The organism is Pseudomonas sp. CFBP 13710 (assembly GCF_014842235.1).
In the GTDB taxonomy this organism is placed as follows: domain Bacteria; phylum Pseudomonadota; class Gammaproteobacteria; order Pseudomonadales; family Pseudomonadaceae; genus Aquipseudomonas; species Aquipseudomonas baltica.
Window position 1 is genome coordinate 772,291 of the sequence record NZ_JACYVJ010000001.1, and the last position, 26,478, is coordinate 798,768.

At 63.3% G+C, this 26,478-nt stretch carries 20 protein-coding genes; 15 read left to right on the forward strand and 5 right to left on the reverse strand.

Annotation, left to right across the window (positions count from 1 at the left end; translation table 11 throughout):
• Positions 1-131: 131 nt before the first annotated feature.
• The 14 genes from aceA to nuoN all read left to right on the forward strand — a co-directional run bounded on the left by aceA (position 132) and on the right by nuoN (position 17,021).
• Entirely contained in the window at positions 132-1,457 is a 1,326-nt protein-coding gene (aceA, locus tag IFT44_RS03290; protein WP_122477751.1) for an isocitrate lyase, read from the forward strand.
• Positions 1,458-2,054: 597 nt separating this feature from the next.
• Positions 2,055-2,468 carry an NADH-quinone oxidoreductase subunit A gene (locus tag IFT44_RS03295; RefSeq protein ID WP_043190089.1) on the forward strand — a complete coding sequence of 138 codons (414 nt, stop codon included), beginning with the start codon at positions 2,055-2,057 and terminating at the stop codon, positions 2,466-2,468.
• Between the two features lie 10 nt (positions 2,469-2,478).
• Positions 2,479-3,153, forward strand: a complete 675-nt coding sequence (locus IFT44_RS03300; RefSeq protein ID WP_122477749.1) for a NuoB/complex I 20 kDa subunit family protein — start codon at positions 2,479-2,481, stop codon at positions 3,151-3,153.
• A gap of 79 nt (positions 3,154-3,232) precedes the next feature.
• Positions 3,233-5,020, forward strand: coding sequence for an NADH-quinone oxidoreductase subunit C/D (gene nuoC / locus IFT44_RS03305; RefSeq protein WP_122477748.1), 1,788 nt, complete (start codon positions 3,233-3,235; stop codon positions 5,018-5,020).
• Between the two features lie 2 nt (positions 5,021-5,022).
• Positions 5,023-5,520: an NADH-quinone oxidoreductase subunit NuoE gene (nuoE, locus tag IFT44_RS03310; RefSeq protein ID WP_122477746.1), complete on the forward strand. Its 498-nt coding sequence runs from the start codon at positions 5,023-5,025 to the stop codon at positions 5,518-5,520.
• On the forward strand, positions 5,517-6,875 hold the full coding sequence (gene nuoF, locus IFT44_RS03315; protein ID WP_122477744.1) for an NADH-quinone oxidoreductase subunit NuoF: 1,359 nt from the start codon (positions 5,517-5,519) through the stop codon (positions 6,873-6,875). The genes nuoE and nuoF overlap by 4 nt, the downstream gene beginning before the upstream one ends.
• Before the next feature lie 130 nt (positions 6,876-7,005).
• Entirely contained in the window at positions 7,006-9,723 is a 2,718-nt protein-coding gene (gene nuoG, locus IFT44_RS03320; RefSeq protein WP_192175411.1) for an NADH-quinone oxidoreductase subunit NuoG, read from the forward strand.
• A complete protein-coding gene (gene nuoH / locus IFT44_RS03325) occupies positions 9,720-10,727 on the forward strand; it encodes an NADH-quinone oxidoreductase subunit NuoH (protein ID WP_122477741.1) in 1,008 nt (335 codons plus the stop codon). The genes nuoG and nuoH overlap by 4 nt, the downstream gene beginning before the upstream one ends.
• A gap of 11 nt (positions 10,728-10,738) precedes the next feature.
• Positions 10,739-11,287, forward strand: coding sequence for an NADH-quinone oxidoreductase subunit NuoI (gene nuoI, locus IFT44_RS03330; RefSeq protein WP_122477739.1), 549 nt, complete (start codon positions 10,739-10,741; stop codon positions 11,285-11,287).
• 9 nt (positions 11,288-11,296) lie between these two features.
• On the forward strand, positions 11,297-11,794 hold the full coding sequence (gene nuoJ / locus IFT44_RS03335) for an NADH-quinone oxidoreductase subunit J (protein ID WP_049860090.1): 498 nt from the start codon (positions 11,297-11,299) through the stop codon (positions 11,792-11,794).
• 4 nt (positions 11,795-11,798) lie between these two features.
• The gene (gene nuoK, locus IFT44_RS03340) at positions 11,799-12,107 is read left to right on the forward strand and encodes an NADH-quinone oxidoreductase subunit NuoK (protein ID WP_043190115.1); all 309 of its coding nucleotides are present in this window, start codon (positions 11,799-11,801) and stop codon (positions 12,105-12,107) included.
• On the forward strand, positions 12,104-13,957 hold the full coding sequence (nuoL, locus tag IFT44_RS03345; RefSeq protein ID WP_122477737.1) for an NADH-quinone oxidoreductase subunit L: 1,854 nt from the start codon (positions 12,104-12,106) through the stop codon (positions 13,955-13,957). Before nuoK ends, nuoL begins: the two co-directional genes overlap by 4 nt.
• A gap of 39 nt (positions 13,958-13,996) precedes the next feature.
• Positions 13,997-15,529, forward strand: a complete 1,533-nt coding sequence (gene nuoM, locus IFT44_RS03350; RefSeq protein ID WP_185793200.1) for an NADH-quinone oxidoreductase subunit M — start codon at positions 13,997-13,999, stop codon at positions 15,527-15,529.
• Positions 15,530-15,536: 7 nt separating this feature from the next.
• Positions 15,537-17,021 (forward strand): NADH-quinone oxidoreductase subunit NuoN, encoded by a 1,485-nt coding sequence (gene nuoN / locus IFT44_RS03355; RefSeq protein WP_122477733.1) that lies wholly within the window; start codon positions 15,537-15,539, stop codon positions 17,019-17,021.
• 95 nt (positions 17,022-17,116) lie between these two features.
• Here nuoN and IFT44_RS03360 read toward each other — a convergent pair whose 3' ends face one another.
• The 5 genes from IFT44_RS03360 to IFT44_RS03380 all read right to left on the reverse strand — a co-directional run bounded on the left by IFT44_RS03360 (position 17,117) and on the right by IFT44_RS03380 (position 25,159).
• Complete coding sequence (locus tag IFT44_RS03360; RefSeq protein WP_192137302.1) at positions 17,117-19,366, reverse strand: ATP-dependent DNA helicase; 2,250 nt, start codon at positions 19,364-19,366, stop codon at positions 17,117-17,119.
• The gene (locus tag IFT44_RS03365) at positions 19,363-21,015 is read right to left on the reverse strand and encodes a VRR-NUC domain-containing protein (protein WP_192137304.1); all 1,653 of its coding nucleotides are present in this window, start codon (positions 21,013-21,015) and stop codon (positions 19,363-19,365) included. Before IFT44_RS03365 ends, IFT44_RS03360 begins: the two co-directional genes overlap by 4 nt.
• Positions 21,016-21,099: 84 nt before the next feature.
• Positions 21,100-22,503, reverse strand: a complete 1,404-nt coding sequence (locus tag IFT44_RS03370) for an aminotransferase-like domain-containing protein (RefSeq protein ID WP_192175412.1) — start codon at positions 22,501-22,503, stop codon at positions 21,100-21,102.
• A complete protein-coding gene (locus tag IFT44_RS03375) occupies positions 22,500-23,813 on the reverse strand; it encodes a hypothetical protein (RefSeq protein WP_192175413.1) in 1,314 nt (437 codons plus the stop codon). The genes IFT44_RS03370 and IFT44_RS03375 overlap by 4 nt, the downstream gene beginning before the upstream one ends.
• Positions 23,814-24,145: 332 nt before the next feature.
• A complete protein-coding gene (locus IFT44_RS03380) occupies positions 24,146-25,159 on the reverse strand; it encodes a zinc-dependent alcohol dehydrogenase family protein (RefSeq protein WP_122477723.1) in 1,014 nt (337 codons plus the stop codon).
• Between the two features lie 231 nt (positions 25,160-25,390).
• On the opposite strand from IFT44_RS03380, the gene IFT44_RS03385 reads away from it, so the two are divergent.
• Complete coding sequence (locus IFT44_RS03385; protein ID WP_122477722.1) at positions 25,391-26,305, forward strand: LysR family transcriptional regulator; 915 nt, start codon at positions 25,391-25,393, stop codon at positions 26,303-26,305.
• Positions 26,306-26,478: the final 173 nt, after the last annotated feature.

Genomic DNA, 26,478 nt, shown 5'->3' on the forward strand with positions numbered 1-26,478 from the left:
TCGCCTTCACTGATCCGCGCCTTTGCCACCCTGGCAAACGCACCGCACGATGAAGGCCGACCGGCAGTTCGGCACAAGCAGCGCCTGGCGCAGCAACTCCATCATCGAACCTATGCACGAGGTTTATCTCCATGGCACTGACACGCGAACAACAAGAAGCGGCCCTTGCAAAAGACTGGTCCGAAAATCCGCGCTGGAAAGGTGTGACGCGCAACTACTCGCCCGCCGATGTGGTGCGCCTGCGCGGCTCGGTCCAACCCGAACACACGCTGGCCCGCCTGGGCGCAGAAAAACTGTGGGACCTGGTGACCCAGGGCGCCAAGCCTTCATTCCGCCCCGACAAGGATTTCGTCAACTGCATGGGCGCACTTACCGGCGGCCAAGCCGTGCAGCAGGTCAAGGCCGGCATCCAGGCCATCTACCTGTCCGGCTGGCAGGTTGCAGCAGACAACAACTCGGCCGAATCGATGTACCCCGACCAGTCGCTGTACCCGGTGGACTCGGTGCCGACCGTAGTCAAGCGCATCAACAACTCGTTCCGACGTGCCGACCAGATCCAATGGAAGGCTGGCAAGAATCCGGGCGACCAAGGCTATATCGACTACTTCGCGCCAATCGTGGCCGATGCCGAAGCCGGCTTCGGCGGCGTGCTCAATGCCTATGAACTGATGAAGAACATGATCGAAGCGGGCGCCGCCGGCGTTCACTTCGAGGACCAGTTGGCCTCGGTGAAGAAATGCGGGCACATGGGCGGCAAGGTATTGGTGCCGACCCAGGAAGCCGTTCAGAAACTCACCGCTGCGCGCCTGGCCGCCGATGTCGCTGGTGTGCCGACGATCATCCTGGCGCGCACCGATGCGAACGCAGCGGACCTGCTGACGTCGGACTGCGACCCTTACGACCAGCCGTTCGTGACCGGCACCCGCACACCCGAAGGCTTCTACAAGGTACGTGCCGGTCTCGATCAGGCAATCGCCCGCGGCCTGGCCTACGCGCCCTATGCCGATCTCATCTGGTGCGAAACCGCCAAGCCGGACCTTGATGAGGCGCGCCGCTTCGCCGAAGCCATAAAGCGCGAGTACCCGGACCAGCTGCTTTCCTACAACTGCTCCCCTTCCTTCAACTGGAAGAAGAACCTGGACGACGCGACCATCGCCAAATTCCAGCGCGAGCTGTCGGCGATGGGCTACAAGCATCAGTTCATCACCCTCGCCGGGATCCACAACATGTGGCATGGCATGTTCAGCCTGGCGCACGACTACGCGCGCAACGACATGACGGCCTATGTGAAGCTGCAGGAGCAGGAATTCGCCGATGCCGAAAAGGGCTACACCTTCGTCGCTCACCAACAGGAGGTGGGTACCGGGTACTTCGACGACATGACCACCGTGATCCAGGGCGGCGCCTCGTCGGTCACCGCCCTGACCGGCTCGACCGAGGAAGAGCAGTTCCACTGATCCCACAGGCAAGCTGCTCTCGCGAGGGCGCAGCGTCTGTGGGACGAGGTGCCTGTGCGGCAAGGTAAATGTGGGAGCGGGCTCTGCCCGCGAAGAATTCGGTGCGGTGTACCCGCCAGACCGCAGCGTCACCTTCGCGGGTAGAACCCGCTCCCACAGGGTCATCGTCGCTTCCACAGGGATGGGTGTTGAATCCAAAGCCGCCGCATGCAGTTGCCGGCGGCTTTTTTATGCGTCCGATTGATCCAGCGCAATGCCGGCAACCGAATAAGCGGGTAAAACACTGCGCACAGTTAATTGAGCCAACTTGCATGGTCAATCCAAGACGCTAAATGATATTAGTTATCATTAAGATATTCGCGTACTCACGGTAAAAGCTTGGCCTGCTTGATATTTTCGTGTTTCACCCACCTAAATCCTCTCAGTGAGCTACATTGAATAAGCCTATGTGCGTAATGATACGAATTAATTTGCGATCCGAAATTTACTTGCCCGGCTTTTACCCATAAAATCATCGCGATTGATTCTGCTGCGACATATCGTCACTGCGACACTTCATTCAACCCAGAGGCCCCGGCCCCTGCCAAGGAAACCAGCATGCCCGATTCGACAGGACTCATCGCCCACAACTGGGGCTTTGCCATCTTCCTTCTCGGTGTTGCCGGTCTGTGTGCGTTCATGCTCGGGCTCTCCAGCCTGCTGGGCAGCAAAGCCTTCGGACGCAGCAAGAACGAACCTTTCGAATCCGGCATGCTGCCGGTCGGCAGCGCCCGCCTGCGCCTTTCCGCCAAATTCTATCTGGTCGCGATGCTGTTCGTGATCTTCGATATCGAAGCCCTTTTTCTCTTTGCCTGGTCTGTGTCCGTCCGCGAAAGCGGCTGGACCGGATTCGTCGAAGCTCTCGTTTTCATAGCAATTCTGTTGGCAGGTCTTGTCTACCTGTTCCGAGTGGGCGCCCTTGACTGGGCACCGGAAGCTCGTCGCAAGCGGCAGGCGAAGCTGAAACAATGAGGCTTTGGCAATGCAATACAATCTCACCCGGATCGACCCCGATGCTCCCAACGAGCAGTATCCCATCGGCACCAGGGAAACTGTTTCCGACCCCCTAGAAGATCAGGTTCACAAGAACATCTTCATGGGCAAACTCGAAGACGTCCTCAGCGGCGCGGTCAACTGGGGTCGCAAGAACTCCCTGTGGCCGTACAACTTCGGTCTTTCGTGCTGCTACGTGGAAATGACCACGGCCTTCACGGCACCCCATGACATCGCCCGCTTCGGCGCCGAAGTCATTCGGGCCTCGCCGCGTCAGGCCGACTTCATGGTCATCGCCGGCACCTGCTTCATCAAGATGGCGCCGATCATCCAGCGCCTCTACGAGCAGATGCTCGAGCCCAAGTGGGTCATCTCCATGGGTTCGTGCGCCAACTCCGGTGGCATGTACGACATCTACTCGGTGGTCCAGGGGGTCGACAAGTTCCTCCCCGTGGACGTCTACGTGCCTGGCTGCCCGCCGCGCCCTGAAGCATTCCTGCAAGGCCTGATGCTGTTGCAGGAGTCGATTGGCCAGGAGCGTCGCCCGTTGTCCTGGGTCGTCGGTGATCAAGGCGTCTACCGCGCCGAGATGCCGTCGCAGAAGGAACAGCGCCGCGAACAGCGTATTGCGGTAACCCACCTGCGCAGCCCCGACGAAGTCTGATCCAGCGTTTGTCACGCCTGCCGATGCAGGCCGAGAACCCCTGGCTTCACACCGTAGTTGACCGATAGCGACCGAGACCATGACAACAGCGGACACCGCTCTGTATATCCCGCCCTACAAGGCTGACGACCAAGATGTGGTCGTCGAACTGAACCAGCGCTTTGGCCCCGAGGCGTTCCTCGCCCAGGAAACCCGTACCGGCATGCCGGTGCTGTGGGTGGCCCGTGCCAAGCTGGTCGAGATCCTCACGTTCCTGCGCAACGTGTCCAAGCCGTACAGCATGCTCTACGACCTGCACGGCGTGGACGAGCGCCTGCGCACCCATCGCCGCGCCATCCCCGGCGCGGGCGACTTCACGGTGTTCTACCACCTGCTGTCGGTCGAGCGTAACAGCGACGTCATGCTCAAGGTGGCCTTGAACGAAGGCGACCTGAACCTGCCGACCATCACCGGTATCTGGCCCAACGCCAACTGGTACGAGCGTGAAGTCTGGGACATGTTCGGCATCGACTTCGCCGGTCACCCTCACCTGTCGCGCATCATGATGCCGCCGACCTGGGAAGGTCACCCGCTGCGCAAGGACTACCCGGCGCGCGCGACCGAGTTCGACCCCTACAGCCTGACCCTGGCCAAGCAGCAGCTGGAAGAGGAAGCCGCGCGCTTCAAGCCCGAGGACTGGGGCATGAAACGCTCCGGGACCAACGAGGACTACATGTTCCTCAACCTGGGCCCCAACCACCCTTCCGCGCACGGTGCATTCCGCATCATCCTGCAGCTGGACGGCGAAGAAATCGTCGACTGCGTGCCCGACATCGGCTACCACCACCGTGGTGCCGAGAAGATGGCCGAGCGCCAGTCGTGGCACAGCTTCATCCCCTACACCGACCGCATCGACTACCTGGGCGGGGTGATGAACAACCTGCCCTACGTGCTGGCCGTCGAGAAGCTGGCCGGCATCAAGGTGCCGCAGAAGGTCGACACCATCCGCATCATGATGGCCGAGTTCTTCCGCATCACCAGCCACCTGCTGTTCCTGGGTACCTACATCCAGGACGTCGGCGCCATGACCCCGGTGTTCTTCACCTTCACCGACCGCCAGAAGGCCTACACGGTGATCGAAGCCATCACCGGTTTCCGCCTGCACCCGGCCTGGTACCGCATCGGTGGCGTGGCTCACGACCTGCCGCGCGGCTGGGAGAAGCTGGTCAAGGACTTCGTCGAATGGCTGCCCAAGCGCCTCGACGAATACACCAAGGCTGCGCTGCAGAACAGCATCCTCAAGGGCCGTACCATTGGCGTCGCCGCCTACAACACCAAGGAAGCCCTGGAGTGGGGCGTCACCGGTGCCGGGCTGCGCTCCACCGGTTGCGATTTCGACCTGCGCAAGGCGCGTCCGTATTCGGGCTACGAGAACTTCGAGTTCGAAGTGCCGCTCGCGCACAACGGCGATGCCTATGACCGCTGCATGGTCCGCGTCGAAGAGATGCGCCAGAGCATCCGCATCATCGACCAATGCATGCGCAACATGCCCGAAGGCCCGTACAAGGCGGATCACCCGCTGACCACGCCGCCGCCCAAGGAGCGCACGCTGCAGCACATCGAAACCTTGATCACGCACTTCCTGCAGGTTTCGTGGGGCCCGGTGATGCCGGCCAACGAATCCTTCCAGATGATCGAAGCGACCAAGGGCATCAACAGCTATTACCTGACGAGCGACGGCGGCACCATGAGCTACCGTACCCGCATACGCACCCCGAGCTACCCGCACCTGCAGCAGATCCCTTCGGTGATCAAGGGCAGCATGGTCGCGGACTTGATCGCGTACCTGGGTAGCATCGATTTCGTTATGGCCGACGTGGACCGTTAAGCATGAACAGCACGCTCATCCAGACAGACCGTTTCGCCCTGAGCGAAACCGAGCGCTCGGCCATCGAGCACGAGCTGCACCACTACGAGGACCCGCGCGCGGCGTCCATCGAAGCCCTCAAGATCGTCCAGAAGGAACGCGGCTGGGTGCCTGATGGCGCGCTGTACGCGATCGGCGAACTGCTCGGCATTCCGGCCAGCGACGTCGAAGGCGTGGCCACCTTTTATAGCCAGATTTTCCGCCAGCCGGTGGGCCGCCACATCATTCGCGTCTGCGACTCGATGGTCTGCTACATCGGCGGGCATGAATCGGTGGTCAGCGAAATCCAGAGCAAGCTGGGCATCGGCTTGGGCCAGACCACCGCCGACGGCCGCTTCACCCTGCTGCCGGTGTGCTGCCTGGGCAACTGCGACAAGGCCCCGGCGCTGATGATCGACGACGATACCTTTGGCGATGTCCAGCCCGCTGGCGTGGCCCAACTGCTGGAGGGCTACGTATGAAGCTCACCTCGTTCGGCCCGGCCAATACCATTGCCCGCGCCGCTGAAACCCATCCGCTGACCTGGCGCCTGCGTGACGACGGCGAGCCGATCTGGCTCGACGAGTACCAGGCCAAGGACGGCTACAGCGCCGCGCGCAAGGCATTTGCCGACATGTCGCAGGACGACATCGTGCAGACGGTGAAGGATTCCGGCCTCAAGGGCCGCGGCGGTGCGGGTTTCCCTACCGGCGTCAAATGGGGCCTGATGCCCAAAGACGAATCCATGGACATCCGCTACCTGCTGTGCAACGCGGATGAAATGGAGCCCAACACCTGGAAAGACCGCATGCTGATGGAGCAGCAGCCTCATCTGCTGATCGAAGGCATGCTGATTTCCGCGCGCGCGCTGAAGGCCTATCGCGGCTACATCTTCCTGCGCGGCGAATACACCACAGCCGCCAAGCACCTGAATCGTGCCGTACAGGAAGCGAAAGCCGCCGGCCTGCTGGGCAAGAACATCCTGGGCTCGGGCTTCGACTTCGAGCTGTTCGTGCACACCGGTGCCGGCCGCTACATCTGCGGTGAAGAAACCGCGCTGATCAACTCGCTGGAAGGCCGCCGCGCCAACCCGCGGTCCAAGCCGCCCTTCCCCGCCGCCGTGGGCGTGTGGGGCAAGCCGACTTGCGTGAACAACGTCGAAACCCTGTGCAACGTGCCGGCCATCGTCGGCAACGGCATCGACTGGTACAAGGCGCTGGCCATGCCGGGCAGTGAAGACCACGGCACCAAGCTGATGGGCTTCTCCGGCAAGGTCAAGAACCCCGGTCTGTGGGAACTGCCGTTCGGCATCACCGCCCGCGAGTTGTTCGAAGACTATGCCGGCGGCATGCGCGACGGTTTCACGCTCAAGTGCTGGCAGCCAGGCGGCGCCGGTACCGGTTTCCTGCTGCCCGAGCACCTCGACGCGCAGATGTACGCCGGCGGCATCGGCAAGGTCGGTACCCGCATGGGCACCGGCCTGGCCATGGCCGTGGACGACAGCGTCAACATGGTCTCGCTGCTGCGCAACATGGAAGAGTTCTTTTCGCGCGAGTCCTGTGGTTTCTGTACCCCTTGCCGCGACGGCCTGCCGTGGAGCGTCAAGCTGCTGCGCGCCATCGAGACCGGCAACGGCCAGCCGGGGGATATCGAAACCCTGCTGGGCCTGGTCGGTTTTCTCGGCCCCGGCAAGACGTTCTGTGCGCACGCGCCCGGCGCCGTGGAGCCCTTGGGCAGCGCGATCAAATATTTCCGTGCCGAGTTCGAGGCGGGCATCAAGCCCGTCACGCCGGGCAGCCTGACCCAGGTGGCCACACCCACCATGGCCGGCGCCTGACCAACAGCACGCCCGGCGGCCCGTGCCGCCGGTATCGCCCGCTGACGCGCCCTTTCCGGCTGCGCCGGGCGAACGACAAGATTTCCATTAGCCACGCCCGCTGACAACGGGCCAACGAAGAACTTGAACCATGGCCACTATCCACGTAGACGGCAAAGCGCTCGAGGTCGATGGCGCAGACAACCTGTTGCAGGCCTGTCTGTCGCTGGGCCTCGACATCCCGTATTTCTGCTGGCACCCGGCGCTGGGCAGCGTCGGCGCCTGCCGCCAGTGCGCAGTCAAGCAGTACACCGACGAGAACGACACCCGTGGTCGCATCGTCATGTCGTGCATGACACCTGCCACCGACAACACCTGGATCTCCATCGAAGACGACGAATCCAAGGCATTCCGTGCCAGCGTCGTCGAATGGCTGATGACCAACCACCCGCACGACTGCCCTGTGTGCGAGGAAGGCGGTCACTGCCATCTGCAAGACATGACCGTGATGACCGGTCACAACGAGCGTCGCTATCGGTTCAGCAAGCGCACCCACCAGAATCAGGAACTCGGCCCGTTCATCGCGCATGAGATGAACCGCTGCATCGCCTGCTATCGCTGCGTGCGTTTCTACAAGGACTACGCCGGCGGCACCGACCTGGGCGTGTTCGGCGCCCACGACAACGTCTACTTCGGACGGGTCGAGGACGGCACCCTGGAAAGCGAGTTTTCCGGCAACCTCACCGAGGTCTGCCCGACCGGTGTGTTCACCGACAAGACGCACTCCGAGCGCTATAACCGCAAGTGGGACATGCAGTTTGCCCCGAGCATCTGCCATGGCTGCTCGAGCGGTTGCAACATCAGCCCGGGCGAGCGCTACGGTGAGCTGCGCCGCATCGAGAACCGCTACAACGGTTCGGTGAACCACTATTTCCTGTGCGACCGTGGCCGCTTCGGCTACGGCTACGTCAACCGCACCGATCGCCCACGGCAACCGCTGCTGGCCGAAGGCAACCGCAAGCTGAGCCTCGACGAGGCGCTGGACAAGGCTGCCGAGCTGTTGCGCGGCCGCAACATCGTCGGCATCGGCTCGCCTCGGGCCAGCCTGGAAAGCAACTACGCCCTGCTGGAACTGGTCGGTGCCAAGCACTTCTACAGCGGTATCGAAGCCGGCGAGCTGTCGCGCATCCGCCTGGCCTTGCAGGTGCTGCAGAACAGCCCGTTGCCGATCCCGAGCCTGCGCGAGGTCGAAGACCACGACGCGGTGTTCGTGTTGGGCGAAGACTTGACCCAGACCGCCGCGCGCATGGCGCTGGCACTGCGTCAATCGGTGAAGGGCAAGGCAGAGGCTATGGCCGAGGCCATGCGCGTTCAACCGTGGCTCGACGCTGCCGTTAAGAACATCGGTCAACATGAGCTGCATCCATTGTTCATCGCCAGCCTGACCGACACCAAGCTGGACGACGTCGCCGAAGAATGCGTGCACGCCGCGCCCGAAGACCTGGCGCGCATCGGCTTCGCCGTTGCCCATGCGATCGATCCCAGCGCACCCGCCGTCAGCGGCCTGGACACCGAAGCCCTCGAGCTGGCCCAGCGCATTGCCGATGCGCTGGTGGCCGCCAAGCGTCCGCTGGTCATCAGCGGCACTTCGCTGGGCTGCAACGCCCTAATCGAGGCGGCAGGCAACATCGCCAAGGCCTTGAAGGGTCGCGACAAGGCCGGCTCGCTGAGCCTGATCGTGCCGGAAGCCAACAGCATGGGCCTGGCAATGCTCGGCGGCGAGTCGGTGGACGACGCGCTGCAAGCCGTGATCGACGGTCATGCCGACGCATTGGTGATCCTGGAAAACGATTTGTACACCCGTGTCGATGCCGCCAAGGTGGACGCCGCGCTGAACGCCGCCAAGGTGGTCATCGTTGCCGATCACCAGCACACCCGTACCGTCGAGCGCGCCCATCTGGTCTTGCCGGCGGCCAGCTTCGCCGAAGGCGATGGCACCCTGGTCAGCCAGGAAGGCCGCGCCCAGCGGTTCTTCCAGGTGTTCGATCCGGTCTACCTGGATTCCAGCATTCTGATCCACGAAGGCTGGCGCTGGCTGCACGCGCTGCGCAGCACGCTGCTGAACCAGCCGGTGGACTGGACCCAGCTCGACCACGTGACCGCTGCCGTGGCCAACAGCGCTGCACCACTGGCGCGCATCGTCGATGCCGCGCCTTCGGCCTCGTTCCGCATCAAGGGCCTGAAGCTGGCCCGTGAGCCGTTGCGCTACAGCGGCCGCACGGCCATGCGCGCCAACATCAGCGTGCACGAGCCACGGACATCGCAGGATACCGATACCGCCTTCTCGTTCTCCATGGAAGGCTACTCGGGCTCGGTCGAGCCGCGCCAGCAGGTGCCCTTCGCCTGGTCGCCAGGCTGGAACTCGCCACAGGCCTGGAACAAGTTCCAGGACGAAGTGGGCGGCCATCTGCGTGCCGGTGACCCAGGCACACGCCTGATCGAAAGCCAGGGCGACGGCCCGGGCTGGTTCGCCAGCGTACCGGCGGCCTTCTCGCCCGCTCGCGGCACCTGGCAGGCAGTGCCGTTCTATCACCTGTTCGGCAGCGAAGAAAACTCTTCCCGCTCCGCACCGGTGCAGGAGCGGATTCCGGCTCCCTACGTCGCGTTGGCCAAATCCGAGGCCGATCGTCTGGGCGTCAACGACGGCGCGCTGCTGAGCCTCACCGTCGCCGGCCGGGCCTTGCGCCTGCCGCTGCGCATCAGTGAAGAACTGGGCGCAGGCCTGGTGGGTCTGCCCGCTGGCCTGGCGGGCATCCCGCCGGCGTTTGCCGGCGCATCCGTCGAAGGCCTGCAGGAGGCAGCACAATGACCTGGTTCACCCCTGAAGTGATCGACATCATAATCGGTGTGGTCAAGGCCCTGGTCATCATGCTGGCGGTGGTCGTCTGCGGCGCGTTGCTCAGCTTCGTCGAGCGTCGCCTGCTGGGCTGGTGGCAGGATCGCTACGGCCCGAACCGGGTCGGTCCGTTCGGCATGTTCCAGATTGCCGCCGACATGCTGAAGATGTTCTTCAAGGAAGACTGGAACCCGCCCTTCGTCGACAAGGTGATCTTCACCCTGGCGCCGGTGGTGGCCATGAGTGCCTTGCTGATCGCCTTCGCGATCATTCCGATCACCCCCACCTGGGGTGTGGCGGACCTGAACATCGGGCTGCTGTTCTTCTTCGCCATGGCCGGACTGTCGGTGTATGCCGTGCTGTTCGCCGGCTGGGCCAGCAACAACAAGTACGCCCTGCTGGGCAGCTTGCGGGCCTCCGCGCAGACGGTGTCGTACGAAGTGTTCATGGGCCTGTCGCTGATGGGCATCGTGATCCAGGCCGGCTCGTTCAACATGCGCGACATCGTCGAGTACCAGGCGCAGAACCTGTGGTTCATCATTCCGCAGTTCTTCGGCTTCTGTACCTTCTTCGTCGCCGGCGTGGCGGTGACTCACCGTCATCCGTTCGACCAGCCGGAAGCGGAACAGGAACTGGCCGACGGCTATCACATCGAATACGCCGGCATGAAATGGGGCATGTTCTTCGTCGGTGAATACATCGGCATCATCCTGATCTCGGCCTTGCTGGTGACGCTGTTCTTCGGCGGCTGGCACGGTCCGTTCGGAATTCTGCCGCAACTGTCGTTCGTCTGGTTCGCACTGAAAACCGCGTTCTTCATCATGCTGTTCGTACTGCTGCGCGCATCCATCCCGCGCCCTCGCTACGACCAGGTAATGGATTTCAGCTGGAAGTTCTGCCTGCCACTGACCCTGATCAACATGCTGGTGACCGCCGCGATCGTGTTGTTGAACACGCCCGCCGGCACGGTTCAGTGAGGAATTGACCCATGTTCAAATATATCGGTGACATCGTAAAAGGAACGGGCACGCAGCTGCGCAGCCTGATCATGGTGTTCGGCCACGGTTTCCGTAAGCGCGACACCCTGCAATACCCCGAGGAGGCGGTGTACCTGCCGCCGCGCTATCGCGGCCGCATCGTATTGACCCGCGACCCCGACGGCGAGGAACGCTGCGTGGCCTGCAACCTGTGCGCCGTGGCCTGCCCGGTGGGTTGCATCTCGTTGCAGAAGGCAGAAACCGAGGACGGTCGCTGGTACCCCGACTTCTTCCGGATCAACTTCTCGCGCTGCATTTTCTGTGGCCTGTGCGAGGAAGCCTGCCCGACGACCGCGATCCAGCTCACGCCGGACTTCGAGATGGCCGAGTTCAAGCGTCAGGATCTGGTCTACGAAAAGGAAGATCTGCTGATCTCCGGCCCCGGCAAGAACCCTGACTACAACTTCTACCGCGTAGCCGGCATGGCCGTAGCCGGCAAGCCCAAGGGCGCCGCGCAGAACGAAGCCCAGCCGATCAACGTGAAGAGCTTGCTCCCTTAAGGAAGAAAGATGGAATTCGCTTTCTATTTCGCGTCGGGTATCGCGGTGGTGTCCACCCTCAGGGTGATCACCAATACCAACCCCGTACACGCCCTGCTCTATCTGATCATCTCGTTGATCGCCGTGGCGATGACCTTCTTCGCTCTGGGTGCGCCGTTCGCCGGCGTGCTCGAAGTGATCGCCTACGCCGGCGCCATCATGGTGCTGTTCGTCTTCGTGGTGATGATGCTCAACCTGGGCCCGGCCTCGGTGCAGCAGGAACGCGTGTGGCTCAAGCCGGGTATCTGGGCTGGCCCGGTATTCCTCGGCGCCTTGTTGCTGCTCGAATTGCTGTACGTGCTGTTCGCCAACCCCAGCGCTGCCGGTATCGGCCAGACCACAGTCGATGCCAAGGCAGTCGGCATCAGTCTGTTCGGCCCCTACCTGCTGGTGGTTGAACTGGCGTCGATGCTGCTGCTGGCTGCAGCCGTGACGGCGTTCCACCTCGGCCGTACGGAAAAGGAGTAAACAGATGCCCGCTATCCCTCTCGAGCATGGCCTGGCTGTCGCCGGCATCCTGTTCACCCTTGGTCTGGTCGGCCTGATGGTCCGCCGTAACATTCTTTTCGTGTTGATGAGTCTGGAAATCATGATGAACGCCTCTGCCCTGGCGTTCATCGTGGCGGGCGCACGTTGGGGTCAGCCCGATGGACAGATCATGTTCATCCTGGTGATCACCCTCGCCGCGGCCGAGGCCTCCATTGGCCTGGCGATCCTGATGCAGCTGTATCGCCGCTTCCACACGCTCGACATCGACGCTGCCAGTGAGATGCGCGGATGAACCTGATCTTTCTGACCTTCGTATTCCCGCTGATCGGCTTCCTGCTGCTGTCGTTCTCGCGCGGGCGCTTCTCGGAAAACCTCTCGGCGCTGATCGGCGTCGGCTCCATCGGCCTGTCGGCGGTGGTTGCCGCCTACGTCATCTGGCAGTTCAACGTCGCGCCGCCCGAGGGTGGCGTGTACACCCAACTGCTGTGGCGCTGGATGGCGGTGGACGGGTTCGAACCCAACTTCACCCTGTACCTGGACGGCCTGTCGATCACCATGCTCGGCGTGGTGGTAGGCGTGGGTTTCCTGATCCACCTGTTCGCCTCCTGGTACATGCGCGGTGAAGAAGGCTACTCGCGCTTCTTCGCCTACACCAACCTGTTCATTGCCAGCATGCTGTTCCTGATCCTGGGCGACAACCTGCTGTTCATCTACTTCGGTTGGGAAGGCGTGGGCCTGTGCTCGTACCTGTTGATCGGTTTCTACTATGGCAACCGCAACAACGGCAACGCAGCGCTCAAGGCGTTCATCGTTACCCGCATCGGCGACGTGTTCATGGCCATCGGCCTGTTCATCCTGTTCCAGCAACTGGGTACCCTGAACATCCAGGAACTGCTGGTGCGGGCGCCGGAACATTTCAAGGTCGGTGACTTCTGGATCGTGCTGGCCACGCTGATGCTGCTTGGCGGCGCTGTGGGCAAGTCCGCGCAGCTGCCCCTGCAGACCTGGCTGGCAGACGCCATGGCCGGCCCTACCCCGGTGTCGGCACTGATCCACGCCGCCACCATGGTGACCGCCGGTGTCTACCTGATCGCCCGGACCCATGGGCTGTTCGCCCTGGCCCCGGACATCCTGCATCTGGTCGGTGTGGTCGGTGGGGTCACGCTGGTCCTGGCCGGCTTCGCTGCACTGGTGCAGACCGACATCAAGCGTATCCTGGCCTACTCGACCATGAGCCAGATCGGCTACATGTTCCTGGCCCTGGGCGTCGGTGCCTGGGACGGCGCGATCTTCCACCTGATGACCCATGCCTTCTTCAAGGCGCTGCTGTTCCTTGCCTCGGGTGCGGTGATCGTCGCCTGCCATCACGAGCAGAACATCTTCAAGATGGGTGGTCTGTGGAAGAAGCTGCCGTTGGCCTACGCCAGCTTCATCGTCGGCGGCTCTGCCCTCGCGGCCCTGCCGTTGCTGACGGCCGGCTTCTATTCCAAGGACGAGATCCTCTGGGAAGCCTTCGCCAGCGGCAACAACGGCTTGCTGTACGCCGGCCTGGTCGGTGCGTTCATGACCTCGCTGTACACCTTCCGCCTGATCTTCATCACCTTCCATGGCGAAGCCAAGACCGAAGCGCACGCCGGCCACGGCGTTGCCCACTGGCTGCCGTTGGGCGTGCTGATCGTGCTGTCGACCTTCATCGGTGCCTGGATCCATCCGCCATTGGCGGGCGTGCTGCCGCAGAGCGTCGGTCATGCCGGCGGCGAGGCCAAGCACAGCCTGGAGATCGCCTCGGGCGCCATTGCCCTGGCCGGTATCCTGCTGGCAGCCATGCTGTTCCTCGGCAAGCGCCGCGTTGCCACGGCCGTGGCCAACAGCGGCATCGGCCGGATGCTGTCGGCTTGGTGGTTCGCCGCCTGGGGCTTCGACTGGATCTACGACAAGCTGTTCGTCAAACCCTACCTGCTGATCAGCCACCTGTTGCGCAAGGACCCGGTTGACCAGGTGATTGGCTTGATCCCGCGTACGGCCAAGGGCGGCAACAACGCCATGAGCCGTACCGAGACCGGTCAGTTGCGCTGGTATGCCGCTTCGATGGCCGCTGGCGCCGTGCTGGTGCTCGGCGCCGTCGTGCTGGCGGCGGTCTGATATGAATCCTGTGACTTTGCGAAAGGAAACGAGCCCGTCATGATTTTGCCCTGGCTGATCCTGATCCCCTTCATCGGCGGCCTTCTGTGCTGGGTAGCGGAGCGCAGCAGCGCTACCCTGCCCCGCTGGATCGCATTGCTGACCATGTCCCTGGAACTCGCGCTCGGCCTCTGGCTGTGGGCCAATGGCGACTACACCCTGGCGCCTGCACCCGGCGCGGAACCTGTCTGGGCCTATGAGTTCAAGCTCAACTGGATCCAGCGCTTCGGCATCAGCGTGCACCTGGCGCTGGACGGCCTGTCGCTGCTGATGATCCTGCTCACCGGCCTGCTGGGTATTCTCTCGGTCCTGTGCTCGTGGAAAGAGATCCAGCGCCACGTCGGCTTCTTCCACCTCAACCTGATGTGGATCCTGGGCGGTGTGGTCGGTGTGTTCCTGGCGCTGGACCTGTTCCTGTTCTTCTTCTTCTGGGAAATGATGCTGGTGCCGATGTATTTCCTCATCGCGCTCTGGGGTCACAGTTCCTCGGATGGCAAGAAGACCCGGATCTACGCCGCCACCAAGTTCTTCATCTTCACTCAGGCCAGCGGCCTGATCATGCTGGTGGCGATCCTGGGCCTGGTGCTGTTCAACTACAGCAACACCGGCGTGATGACGTTCAACTACAGCGACCTGCTCAAGGCGCAGTTGCCGGAACATGTCGAATACCTGCTGATGCTCGGCTTCTTCATCGCCTTCGCGGTGAAGCTGCCGGTGGTGCCGTTCCACTCCTGGCTGCCCGATGCTCACGCCCAGGCGCCTACCGCAGGTTCCGTGGACCTGGCCGGTATCCTGCTGAAAACCGCCGCCTACGGTATCCTGCGCTTCGCCCTGCCGCTGTTCCCCAATGCCTCGGCAGAGTTCGCGCCGATCGCCATGACCCTCGGTCTGGTGGGCATCTTCTACGGCGCCTTCCTGGCGTTCGCGCAAAGCGACATCAAGCGCCTGATCGCCTTCTCCAGCGTCTCGCACATGGGCTTCGTGCTGATCGGTATCTACTCCGGCACCCAGCAGGCCCTGCAAGGCGCGGTGATCCAGATGCTCGCCCACGGGCTGTCGGCAGCGGCGCTGTTCATCCTCAGCGGCCAGTTGTACGAGCGCCTGCACACTCGCGACATGCGTGAAATGGGCGGGCTGTGGTCGCGCATTGCCTACCTGCCGGCCATCAGCCTGTTCTTCGCCGCTGCCTCGCTGGGCCTGCCGGGCACGGGCAACTTCGTCGGTGAGTTCCTGATCCTGCTGGGCAGCTTCACCGTCGCCCCGTGGATCACCGCCATCGCCACCTCCGGGCTGGTGTTCGGTTCGGTGTACTCGCTGATCATGATTCACCGAGCCTATTTCGGCCCCTCCAAGTCGGACGCGGTACTGGCCGGCATGGACAATCGCGAACTGATCATGGTGCTGGGCCTTGCGGGCCTGCTGATTCTGCTCGGCGTCTACCCGCAGCCTTTCCTCGATACCTCCGCCGCCACCATGACCGGTGTGCAGCAGTGGTTCGGCACCGCCTTCACTCAACTCGCTTCGGCCCGGTAAGAGCGCTATGGACCTGACGATTCAACACTTTATTGCGCTTGCGCCGCTGCTGATCACCACCGTCACCGTCGTTGCGGTGATGCTGGCGATCGCTTGGCGGCGCAACCATTCGCAAACCTTCCTGCTCTCGTGTGCGGGCTTGAACCTGGCGCTGCTGTCGATTTTGCCGGTGCTCAAGCTGACGCCCATGACCGTGACGCCGTTGCTGCAGGTGGATAACTTCGCCGCGCTGTACATGGCGCTGATCCTAGTGGCCACGCTGGCCTGCGTGACCCTGGCACACGCCTACCTGGGTGATGGCGCCACCGGCTATCCCGGCAACCGTGAAGAGCTTTACCTGCTGATCCTGATGGCCGCGCTGGGTGGCCTGGTACTGGTCTGCGCGCAGCACCTGGCCGGCCTGTTCATCGGCCTGGAACTGCTGTCGGTACCCACGTACGGACTGATCGCGTACGCCTTCTTCAACAAGCGCTCGCTGGAAGGCGGCATCAAGTACATGGTGCTGTCCGCCGCAGGCTCCGCGTTCCTGCTGTTCGGCATGGCGCTGTTGTACGCCGATGCCGGCAGCCTGAGCTTCTCGGGCATCGGCTTGGCCCTGGCCGCCACTGGCGTGCCGAGTGCGCTGGCGCAACTGGGCCTGGCGATGATGCTGGTGGGCCTGGCGTTCAAGCTGTCGCTGGTGCCCTTCCACCTGTGGACACCCGACGTGTACGAAGGCGCCCCGGCGCCTGTCGCTGCGTTCCTGGCCACTGCCAGCAAGGTCGCGGTGTTTGCCGTGGTGGTGCGCTTGTTCCAGCTGTCGCCGGCAGCCAGCAGCGGTGTGCTCAGCGATGTGCTGGCGGTGATTGCGGTGGCGTCGATCCTGATCGGCAACCTGCTGGCGGTGACCCAGAGCAACCTCAAGCGCCTGCTGGGTTATTCGTCCATCGCCCACTTCGGTTACCTGCTGATCGCGTTGGTAGCGAGCAAGGGCCTGGCCCTGGAAGCCATCGGCGTCTATCTGGTGACCTACGTGATCACCAGCCTGGGTGCGTTCGGCGTGATCACCCTGATGTCGTCGCCGTACAACGGCCGCGACGCCGATGCTTTGTACGAGTACCGCGGCCTGTTCTGGCGCCGTCCGTACCTGACGGCGGTGCTGACCGTGATGATGCTGTCGCTGGCGGGCATTCCGCTGACCGCCGGTTTCATCGGCAAGTTCTACATCATCGCCACGGGCGTGGAATCGCAACTGTGGTGGCTGACCGGTGCGCTGGTGATCGGTAGCGCCATCGGCGTCTTCTACTACCTGCGGGTGATGGTGACCTTGTTCCTGATGGAAAAGAACCTGCGTCGCACCGACGCCCCGCTGAAGTGGGAACAGCGCACCGGTGGCGTGATGCTGCTGGCCATTGCCGCCCTCGCCTTCCTCCTGGGCGTGTACCCGCAACCGCTGCTGGAGCTGGTGCAGCATGCCGGGTTCCAGTTGGGTTCGGTGGTTGTGAAAGGCTGAAGATAGGCTGCATGAAAAAACCCGCTTCGGCGGGTTTTTTTATGTGTCCGTGGCGGCCTCTTCGCGGGCAGAGCCCGCTCCCACATAGCCGAACACTAAACCGCCCACCATCGCGGAAACAGGCTCTTGACCCGCGCCTCGGCAAAGCGGTCGTCGATAAGCACTACCACCCCCCTGTCGTCCTGACCACGGATCACCCGTCCTGCCGCCTGCACTACCTTGCACAAACCGGGATACAGGTAGGTGTAGTCGTACCCCGAACCGAACAGGGTATTCATGCGCCCCTTGATCTGCTCGTTGACCGGGTTGAACTGGGCCAATCCAAGGGTAGCGATAAAGGCGCCGATCAAGCGCTTGCCGGGCAAATCGATGCCCTCGCCAAACGCACCGCCAAGCACCGCAAAACCGACGCCCTGACTGGCCGAGGTGAAGCGGGCAAGAAAGTCACGCCGTGCGCCTTCATCCATCTTGCGTGCCTGTGCCCACTGCTCGATGTTCGGGTAGCGCTCGGCCAACAGTGCTTCGACCTGCTGCAGGTAATCGAAACTGCTGAAGAACGCAAGGTAGTTACCCGGCTGCGCCAGGTACTGCTTGGCAATCAGTTCCACAATGGGCCCCAGCGACGCCTGCCGATGGTTGAAGCGCGTGGAGATGTCATCGACGATGCGCACCTCCAACTGCTCGGCACTGAACGGCGACTGCACGTCGATCCACGCATGGTCCTTGGGTAGCCCGAGCAGGTCGGCATAGTAGCGTCGCGGGCTGAGCGTGGCGGAAAACAGAATGGCACTGCGCGCTGCGGCGATGCGCGGCCCCAGCAAGGGCGCGGGGACGATATTGCGCAGGCACAGCTGCGACTGCACGCGCTTGACCGAACCGTCGCGGCGAGTCACGTCGAATACATAGTGCTCATCGAACAGCTCGGCGACACGGGTGAACTGCAACGCCTGGAAATAGAAGTCCAGCAGTTGCGGGTCGATGCCCTGGGGCTGCGCATTCATCTCGTCGCCAATCAGACTGATGCAGCGCAGCAGCGCGAGGATCAACTTGTCCGGCAGGCGCGCGTGCGCCTGGTATGGCCCCGATTGCTCGGCGTGCAGCGCGTTCCACTCCCGATTCACACGTTGCAGCGGACTCTTGAGCTTGCTTGGCGGCGCCGCGCGTACCGCCTGCAGCGTGCGCTGGTCGAGGGTGGCGCTGTACATGCCGCGCGCCCGCTCGACCAGATTGTGCGACTCGTCGACCAGCACTGCCACACGCCACTGCCGCTCTTGAGCCAGACCGAACAGCAGGGCATTGAGGTCGAAATAATAGTTGTAGTCGCCGATGACCACGTCTGCCCAACGGGCCAGTTCCTGGCTCAGGTAGTAGGGGCAGATCCGGTGCGCCAGGGCGGTCTGGCGCACCTGTGCCTGATCCAGGATCTGCAAGCGCACGGCGTCTTCGCGAGCTGCCGGCAGGCGGTCGTAGAAGCCCTTGGCCAATGGGCAGGATTCACCGTGACAGGCCTTGTCCGGGTGCTCACAGGCCTTGTCCCGCGCGACCATTTCCAATGTACGCAGGGGCAGCCCCGGCTGGCGATGCAATTGCGCCACGGCCTCCAGCGCCAAGGCACGACCGGGGCTTTTGGCGCTGAGAAAGAAAATCTTGTCCAGTTGCTGCGGGACCATCGCCTTGAGCAACGGAAACAGCGTCGCCAGGGTCTTGCCGATACCGGTGGTGGCCTGGGCCATCAGGCAGCGCCCGGTGCTGACCGCCTTGTAGACGGTTTCCGCCAATTCGCGCTGACCGACGCGAAATGCCGCATGGGGGAAGGTCAGTGCACGCAGCGCCGCGTCGCGCTCGGCGCTACGGGCCAGTTCCTGACGCGCCCATTGCAGGAAGCGCGAACACAGCCGTTCGAAATGTGCTTCCAGATCCTGCGCCTGGCACTGCTGGCTGAACACCGTCTGCTTGTCGTAATCGACATCGAAATACACCAAGGCAACGTCCATGCGCGTCAGCTGCAGTTGCTTACACATCAGCCAGGCATAAACCTTGGCCTGGGCCCAGTGCAATTGGCGATGATTGTCGGGCTGCAGATCGAGGTCGCCGCGGTGGGTCTTGATCTCTTCCAGGCGGTTCAGCGCCGGGTCATAGCCGTCGGCGCGGCCGCGTACCTGCAACTCATGGTATTGGCCGCTGAGGGTGACTTCGCTCTGGTAGCCGGCCTCGCGGCCCTGAGTCACCCGGCGATGGCCGAGCATGCCCTCCTGAGCCGACGGCGAAGGTGTGAAGCGCAGGTCGAGGTCACCCACCTTGGCCGTGAACTCGCACAAGGCCCGTACGGCCACGGTGTAGCTCACGCGGGCTGTCCTGCCCACTCCACGTAGCAGACCTGCACCGGCAGTGCATGGCGGGCACAGAACTCCAGCCAGCGCAGTTGGTTATCCTGCAAGCGGTCGCCGGGCCCCTTGACCTCGATCATCAGGTAGCGACCTTCGGCGGGCCAGAACTGGATGAGGTCGGGCATACCGGTGCGGTTGGCCTTGACGTCTTCCAGCACCCGGTCGAAACAGTGTTTGAGGTGCTGCGCGGGAATACAGCCCAATGCGAGTTCGAGCAGGGTTTCGTCGAGCATGCCCCAGTGCACGAAAGGCGATTGCACGCCCTGCTTGTCCCGCCAGGTCTGGCGGATGGTGTGCTTGTAGCGCCCATCGTCGAGCTCGCCCAGGCATGCGTCGAACAGCGCACTGCGACGCTGGCGGAAGTCGGGCTGATGCAAGTCGGCCGGACCGTTCTGGAACGGGTGAAAAAAGGCGCCGGGCAACGGTGCGAAAATCGCCTTCCAGCACAGCAGGCCGAACAAGGCGTTGAACAAGGTGTTCTCGACATAATGCACCGGCGCATCTTCGCTATGCAGCGACGCGGCCACCCGCCGCTCGACGCTCAGGCGCTGTTCGCAGAGCACCAGAGTCAGGTCCAGGCGCGCGACTTTTGCGGCCTGGCGCTTGGGTTGAGCAGGCAAACCCAGATGCCGACGCAGGCGCGGCAGCATGCGCGGCAGTTGCTGCGCCTCGGCCGGATTGAGCGGGGCCAGGCTGGCCTGCTCGGCCAATTCCAGCGCCTGGCTGTATTCACCGCGCAATTCGAGCACGCGAATGATCCGCGCACGAGCCTGGGCAAACGCGCAGCTGCGGTACACCACCAGGGCCTGCTGCAGATCCTGCTGACGCTCGCAGGCATAGCCCAGGCGGAACAGCAGCTTCTGCCGACGGCTCTGCAACCAGGATTTGTCCGTGGTCACCGCCAGCAGTTGACGGTGAATGTCTTCGCACGGCAGCCCGGCTTCGATCGCTTCGCTGCATGCATGCAGCGCCAGCCCGGCCGCCACGTCGTCGCGATGGGTCAGCCCCCGTGACTCGGGCGCCAGCTGTACTGCCTCGTAGCGATACACCCCCAGGTCGGCCAGCACGAACTCGGTCCAGCCTTGATGCAGATTGCCGAAGAACAGCAACCGCAGACGGTCACAGAGCGCTTGCACCGTCAGGCAGTAGAGCGTGTCGGCCAACGTTGGACACCAGCCCCGAAACGGCTGCACGGGCCAGTCGTGTTCGGCAAGGGCCAGCAGCAGTTGCGGCTTGGGCAACGATGGCTTGGCGAGGTGGGTCGCGAAACAGCTGACGATTTCCGGCTTGAGCAGCACCTCGCCCACCTGCTGCAGCGTCAGCGGGGCTTGATCGGTGAGATAACCGCTGGCCAGCAGCGGTCGCGCTGCTTCGTCTGGACAACCGATCTCGGCGTACTCGAGGCGACTGGCGCGGAACATCTCGCCCTTGCGCATGATCATGCGCACCAACAGCGCCTGGGACGGCTGCGGCAGCGCGTCGAAACGCTGGATGAAGCTCAGCTCCTCGGTATCCAGCACGTCCAGGTAGCGTTGCTCCAGCCACGCCAGTACGCGACGGAAATTGGCCAAGTAATAGAAAGGGTCTTCGAGCGCTGCAAATGCCACGTTTTCGCCAAACCAGTGTCATGAAAGCCACTGTTTATACATACAGAAAAAAGCCAAGGCAATCGGAAATGGACCGATGGTGGACTACACCTCGTGCACTTTCAGGGCCACTGCCAGCGCTGCGGCGCAGCGCTCCCACTGCATCGCCGAGTGCCCGCAACCATTGAGGCGCAGGTGTTGATGGCAATGGCCCTGCAGGCTGAAGATGTCACCCGGGGCGATCAGCAGACGCTGCCTGCGCAGGTCCTCGTGGACGCCGCGCATGTCCACCGGGTAGCGCGCCCGCGCCCACACGCAGGCGCCACCGGCGCTGCGTGTCAGTTGCAATCGTTCGTTCAGCCGCGTGTGCAGGAGCGTGGTGAAGGCTGTCACCTGTTGCTGCAGGGCTTCACGTTGCAGGTTCAAGTGAGCGTCGTAGGCGCCACTGCCGATGAACCGAGCGAGCGCCTTGTGGCGCAAGGGTGGCGCCGCAGTCACGCGTTGCAGGCAGTACTGCTGCAGGCTGCTGGGCCAATGCCGCGACAGCAGGTAGGCGAAAGCCGCCTCGGCACCAAAGAGGGGTTGCAGCGAGCCGAAGATCAGCAAGCGTTGCGGCGCTACCAGTTCGCGAAAACGCAGCACCGCTTCGAAGCACAGGTCGCCCTCGGTGTCGTCCTCGGCCACCCACACCCCGTGCCGCTCCAGCAGGCTGGCAATCGTGCGCTTGTCGGCGTCACCGATGCAGGTGCCGTGTGGGCCATGGAAAGACGCGCCCAGCACCATCAGACGCACCTGGCGCCTGGCAAGCACTTCGCGCAGGCGCTGCATCGGCACCCGGCCGCGCTCATCGAGCGCCAGCTCGACCACCCGCGCCCCGGCCTGCTGCAAGGTGCGCAGAATGCGCCAGCCGCACGGCACCAATACCACCACCACCGCGCCTTGCAGCTGCATGGCGGTCCAGGTCATGTGCAGCACACTGAGCAGGTCACCGCCGATGTAGACATCGTCGGCGCACCAGTGGTGGTCCAGGCAGCGGGTGTAGCGCGCCGCCAGCGCATGGCGCAGCTCCAGTTCACCGCACGGCTGGGCGATGCTCCCCAGCCCCGCCGGGTAGCGCCTGGCCAGTTCGACTTCGAACCTGAGCAGGGTCTTCAGGGCATCGGTACGCGGCGGTGGTGCGGCGCCACTGAATACGTCCACACTGGACTGGCAGGCGCCGGCGAGTACCTGCTGGAGCAGATCGGGGCTGACCAGCGCCGGCCCGAAGGCTGTGGAGCCCCGTGCGTAGTAACCGGACTTGGCGATCGGCTCGATTCGCCCTTCGGCTTCGAGCAGCCCGTAGGCGGCCTGCACGGTCGAAACCGAAACATCCAGGGTTCGCCCCAGCGCACGGAGGGATGGGAGCTTGACGCGCAGCCCTGGCTCGATCCCGTCGATCAGACGCAATAGGTAGCGGTACACACCTTGGTAAGCGAATGCGCCGGCCTTGTCCCTGGCAGCGCCGTTCATGGCAACCTGGGTCGCTGGTAGAGCCCTTGCAGAATTGGCAAAGACAGCCCGCTGACCGATTCCAGCCACTGCGAGACCTGCGCTGCAACCCTGGAACCACGCAGCGCGCGGTGCAGGTGGGGCAGAGCCACCTGCATACCCGGATGGCACGCTGTCAGGAATGCCTCCAGGCGTGCCCCGCGATCGCTGAACGGGGCGTACACCGCACAGTTCAGCTCCGCTGGAGTCATCCCGTACCACGTGGTCAAGCGGGCCTGCATCTGCTCGGCGGCGTCTTGCACAAGTGCTCTGGGCAGTTGCGTAGCAGGCCAGCCCTGGTTCGCCGCCGTTCGGCCCACGGTGTTGCGGAAGGCCTTCAGCCCCTGCTCGAAGCTACCCCCGTGCAAGCACTGGCTGCGCAGGCCGTGCAGGTAAGCCAGCCAGGCCAGTTGCGGATGGCGGATTTCGTGTGGATCGAATAGCGGGCGCACGGGTTGGCAGCCCAGAAACTGCCACATGGCGTCATCGGACGCCGACGGATCGCCGAGCAGATCATGCATACCCAGCAATCGCGCCCTGTCGAGAGGATCGACGCGCTGGCCGCGTGGCATACCCACGACAGCAGCACCCAGCCCTTGCAGACAGCCACTGCCCTGCCAATGGTCGCGAGTCGCGGGCGATGCGCCCGCCCGGCGTCGCTCACGCATTGCCCAGGCAACGAAACGTCGCCGCTGCAACACCGGTTGGTCGAGCACGATGGCATCGGCCGGGGCCGAGTAGCCCAGCAGTCGCTGATAAACCCGCGCGATCGTTCGATAGCCCCGATGCTGCAGCTCGGCGGATCCAGAGGGGGCGAATTCGTGGGCAGCATTCAACAATTCGCTGCGACAACTCGAGCGCTGGGCGTCGACGCCTGCAAGGCGATACTCGTACGGCCGCAGGACATCGTCGGCGAACGTCAACAGTTCGATGCGCGGATCGTCGTGCAGAAACAGCGCATTGCAGGCCCGCTGCACATTGCCGTTGCGGACATCGTCGAGCAGGGCCTGGCTGCTCACCGCCGCACGGATGAAAAACGTCGGTTGATGACGGGCAGCCAAGGTCAGTTGCGCTGCCCGCAGCAACGCCAGACCGGCATGGCCGGCCGTGCTGCCGCAGAGCCTGTAGACGACTCGATAGCCGCCCAGCCGCTGGGCGCCGCCGGCGGCGGTCATCAAGCGCTGGATCAGTGGCTGTACCGCCACCCGCCGCGCTGGCGAAAAGGAACCGAGCAAACGCGACAGCACCTGCTGGTAGACGCGATTCATGGCTTGCTGGTGCATTGCGCTCATGGCTGCTTTCCGAGTACTGGCCGAGAACCCGCCGGACGACTGCCACACTTCGAAACGTGCTTGCAAAGCCCCGGAGACGGGCATGGAGCGCGCATTATGAAGGGCCGTTTTCCGATTAAAAGATACAGAAAGCAGGCAACGGACAATGCAGATTGGCGGGCGTACGGCGAATCCGCACGAGCACCATGAGGCGCCCATGCCGACGCCGGGCGCAATCGGACAGGTCTGAGAAAAGAGTGGAAAGGTCTTACAAATCTGCGCGAATCAGCGATGCAGATGCTTTGAAAACCAGGCGTCCCGCGCAGGAACGCCTGGTCTGCCGTGTCGGCCGGTTACAGCTGCAGCGCGATGCGACCGCCGCAGGGGCATTCATCCATGGCCTTGTGCGCCTCGACGAACTGGTCGAATGGATACACCTTGGCGATCTGTGGCACCAGCACGCGGTCAGCCGTCATCTGGTTGATATCACGCAGCGCGCGCTGCAAGGCCTCGGCATCCTGGACGATCCCCAGTTCCGGCTTGCCGAGAAAGTTGCCCAGGCAATGCACATGGAACTGGATGTTCTTCTGGAACGCGGCACACGCGGGAAACGGCGTCTGGTTGCCGCCCTGCAGGCCATACAGGATCAAACTGCCACGCGGTGCCAGGACGTCGCCGAGTACCGACATCTGCGGCCCGCCCAGCCCATCCAGAACCATGTCCACGCCGCGATTGCCGGTGAACTTGTCGATCTGCATGAGCAGGTCCTGCTCCTCGGTCACCACGACTTTCTCGGCGCCCAGCGACAGCAGGTAATCGCGCTCGGCCGGATTGCGCGTGGCGGCGACCACCTTCAGGCCCAAGGCCTTGCCCAACTGCACGAACGAAGGTCCGGCGCAGTGGCTGGCGTCGGTTACCAATGCAGTCTGCCCTGGCTTGGCACGGGCCAGTTCGGCGTAGGCGAAGTAGGCGATCAGCAACGGCGTGTAGTGCACCGCTGCCTCTAGCGGCGAGAGAATGTCGGGGTAACGGGTAAGGGCCGTGGCCGGCAGCAGAACCATTTCGCCGTAGACCGGGTACTCGTTGGGGCTTTCTGCGGGAAAGCTGGCGACCTTGTCGCCCACCGCGAAACCCTCGACCCCTTCACCCAGCGCCGTGACCACGCCGGCCATTTCCTGACCGAGGCCCGCCGGCAGGCGCGCTTGCGAGGGCGCCAGGTTCTGCCGCCAGAGCACGTCGTACCAGCTGATACCGATCGCCTCGACACGTACCTGAACTTCGCCCGGAGCGGGCGATGCCACTGCATGCTCTTCGCACGTCAAGACCTGCGCCGGACCAAATTTATGAAAACGGATCGTGCGGGACATCGCAAACCTCGCCTTGTAAACCTCTAATGCCATGAACTTTATCTGGGCATTCGCGCTTAAGCTATCAGCGCCTGTTAATAGTCGACATGCTTGCCATTGATTCGACCCTGCGGCCGCTCTGCGGGGCAGGCACGCGGATGACGCAAACCGAAATTTTCCGGTGCAGGGTAGCAGCCTTTGCCCTTAAGATTCACGCCTGCACCTCTTCTTCATGTTCCAGCGGGCCCATAGATGAACCGTAACGACCTGCGTCGCGTCGACCTGAACCTGTTGATCGTGTTCGAAACCTTGATGCATGAACGCAGCGTCACCCGCGCGGCCGAGAAGCTCTTTCTCGGCCAGCCGGCCATCAGTGCCGCCCTTTCACGCCTGCGCGGCCTGTTCGACGACCCGCTGTTCGTGCGCACCGGGCGCAGCATGGAACCGTCGGCGCGGGCCATGGAGATCTTCGCCCTGCTGTCGCCGGCACTGGACTCCATCTCCACCGCCGTCAGCCGCGCCGCCGACTTCGACCCCGCCACTAGCAACGCGGTATTTCGCATCGGCTTGTCCGACGACGTCGAATTCGCCCTGCTGCCCATGCTGCTCAAGCGCATCCGCGCCGAAGCACCCGGCATCGTGCTGGTGATCCGTCGCGCCAACTACATCCTCATGCCCGCCCTGCTCGCCTCCGGGGAAATCTCCATCGGCGTCAGCTACACCGATGACCTGCCGGCCAACGCCAAGCGCAAGGTGCTGCGGCGCAACCGCCCCATGCTGCTGCGCGCCGACACCAAGCCGGGCAACCTGACCCTCGACGAGTTCTGCGCCCGCCCCCATGCGCTGGTGTCGTTCGCCGGCGACCTGAGCGGCTTCATCGACGAAGAGTTGAAAAAGCACGGCCGCACACGGCACGTGGTGCTCGCCGTGCCCCAGTTCAACGGCCTCAGCACCCTGCTCGCCGGCACCGACATCGTCGCCACCGTGCCCGACTACACCGCCGATTCGCTGACCGCTGCAGGCGGCGTGCGCGCCGAGCCGCTGCCGCTGGACACGCCTTCGTTCGAGCTGCACCTGGCTTGGCGGGGGTCACAGGATAATGATCCTGGGGAGCGGTGGTTGAGGTCGCGGATTCAGATGTTTTTTGGGGATCCGGACAGTCTGTGATGGAATTCCACTGAATTCCATAAAGTCCTTTCATAACAACTACTTATTGAGATTTTTAGTCCACTGCCGCCTGTCTAAATCCAATGGATTCTACGACTTATGGGGGCATAATTGGGGGCAAGTTTCGATTCCTTGAAAAGGATGCCCCCACCGATGCCCCCATATAATGGGGT